The following is a 1,765-nucleotide window of genomic DNA, read 5'->3' as shown; positions in this document are numbered from 1 at the left end:
GCGCCGCCGGCCGGGCACGCCGGGCCGGCTACACCTGGCCGGGACGGCGGCCGTGCAGACCTGGTCAGTGTCCGGGCAGCACGACGAACCGACAGGCCGGACGCCGCCACCGCTCGTGTCAGACCCGCGTAATGGCCACACGAACCGGCCCTGCCCCTGCCACGTGATCACCGTTGCCGACCGACCACCACCACGGTGCCCGCCCTCGCGCGGTGGGCCACCGGCCGCCCTGGCCTACCTGGGGAACAGCGAGTCCCCGGTGACGGTGCGGGTGGTGCCGTCGGCGAGGGTGAGGGTCACCGAGTCAGGCACGCCACCGTTGTCGTGGTCGGAGCCGGGCCACCAGGCGGTCCAGCGGCCGTTGTCCAGGGTGACCTCGAAGGTTCGTCCGGCGTCCTTCATGGTGACCGCCTTGACGTCGGCCCCGACGAGACCCTCGGCGTAGTTGAACGTGGCCGAGCCGCTGCCGTGGGAGCCACCCGTGTCGTAGGTGATCACATCGTGCGCGACGGGCTTCACAGCACCGATCGACATCGACAGCCCGCTGTTCTTCGAGGCGACGTAGCAGAGCATGACGGTGCCGCCGCGGGCGACCACCATGGAGGTGACCTTGCCGCGGAGGTCCGCGTTGGTGATCGTGACGGGCTCGCCGGCGCCCGGCATCCCGTCCAGGCACCACTTCAGGGTGGTGGCGCCCGGGCCCCTCGAGGTGTCCACGGGGGTCGGGTTGCTGGTCCAGCTGGAGAGCTCGGCGGAGCTCAGCGGCCCGCTGTTCGCCCTGTCGTACAGCGTCACGCCCACCACGGCCGCGCCCGCGGCGAGGGCGCCGGCGAGCGTGAAGACCAGCCGACGCCGGAAGCGCGGCCTGGTGTGCGAGGTGGCGGGGGTGTCGAGGTCGATCCGGCGCATCAGGCGCTCCCGATGTAGGGCGTGGCGTCCTGGCGGGAGGTCGCGCTCGGCCGGCAGGGGCAGTTGCCCGAGCGGTTCGGCGCGCTCGACCGGATCCGGCCGCTGGTCGGCGTTCACTGGTGTGCCTCCTTGGGGGACGGGGCCGCGGTCGCGGGCCCACTCTCTATCTGGTGCGGGTCGCGGCCGAGTTCCCGCTTATTTCGGTGCGCCCGGTGGGCGGCTGCCTCCGTGAAGCGGTGCAGCTTGGCCCGGGCGCGGGAAAGCCGTGAGCGGACGGTGCCCACCGGTACGCCGAGGGCTTCGGCGGCCTCCAGGTAGTCCAGACCGGCCCACACGCACAGGGCCAGCACCTCGCGGTCGGGGCGCCGCAGCCGCGCCAACGCGTCCTGAAGGGCAGCGATCCGCGCCGCGTCGTCGATCCGCCCGGCCGCCTCCTCCGCGAAGTCGGGGACGTCCTCGGGCACGGGCGGCAGTTGGGCCATCACTTGCCGGTGTCGCCGGGCGGCCCGGCGCTGGTTGCTGACCAGGTTGGTGGCGATGCCCAGCAGCCAGGGCCGCAGTGACCCGCCCTCGGCGTTGACGCGGCCGTGCTGACGCCATGCTTCCAGGAACGTCAGCGACATCACATCCTCCGCTGTCGACCAGTCCCCGGTGAGCCGGTACGCATGGTTGTACACCGCGTGCGCGTACGCGTCGAAAAGCTGCCCGAACGCGTCCCGGTCGCTGGCCCGTATCCGAGTCCGCATGTCTGGATCTGAATAGTCTGAGCTTGCTCCGCTTTGACGGACACCGTTGGTGTGGTGGTCAGGCCGCCAGGACGGTCTCGTATTCGGCGGGACTGCGGTAGCCGAGGCTG

2 protein-coding genes are annotated in these 1,765 nt (G+C 72.0%); both read right to left on the bottom strand.

The genetic code is table 11. From position 1 onward, the window contains the following. Window positions 1-234: 234 nt before the first annotated feature. Entirely contained in the window at window positions 235-1,026 is a 792-nt protein-coding gene (locus tag ACWDAK_RS41170) for a hypothetical protein (protein ID WP_427396352.1), read from the bottom strand. Further along, window positions 1,023-1,655: an RNA polymerase sigma factor gene (locus ACWDAK_RS41165; RefSeq protein WP_427396351.1), complete on the bottom strand. Its 633-nt coding sequence runs from the start codon at window positions 1,653-1,655 to the stop codon at window positions 1,023-1,025. Before ACWDAK_RS41165 ends, ACWDAK_RS41170 begins: the two co-directional genes overlap by 4 nt. Window positions 1,656-1,765: the final 110 nt, after the last annotated feature.

The sequence above is a fragment of the Kitasatospora sp. NPDC001175 genome, from assembly GCF_053598215.1.
Note: the sequence above shows the minus strand (reverse complement) of the source record. Positions and strands in the feature narration are given on the sequence as shown.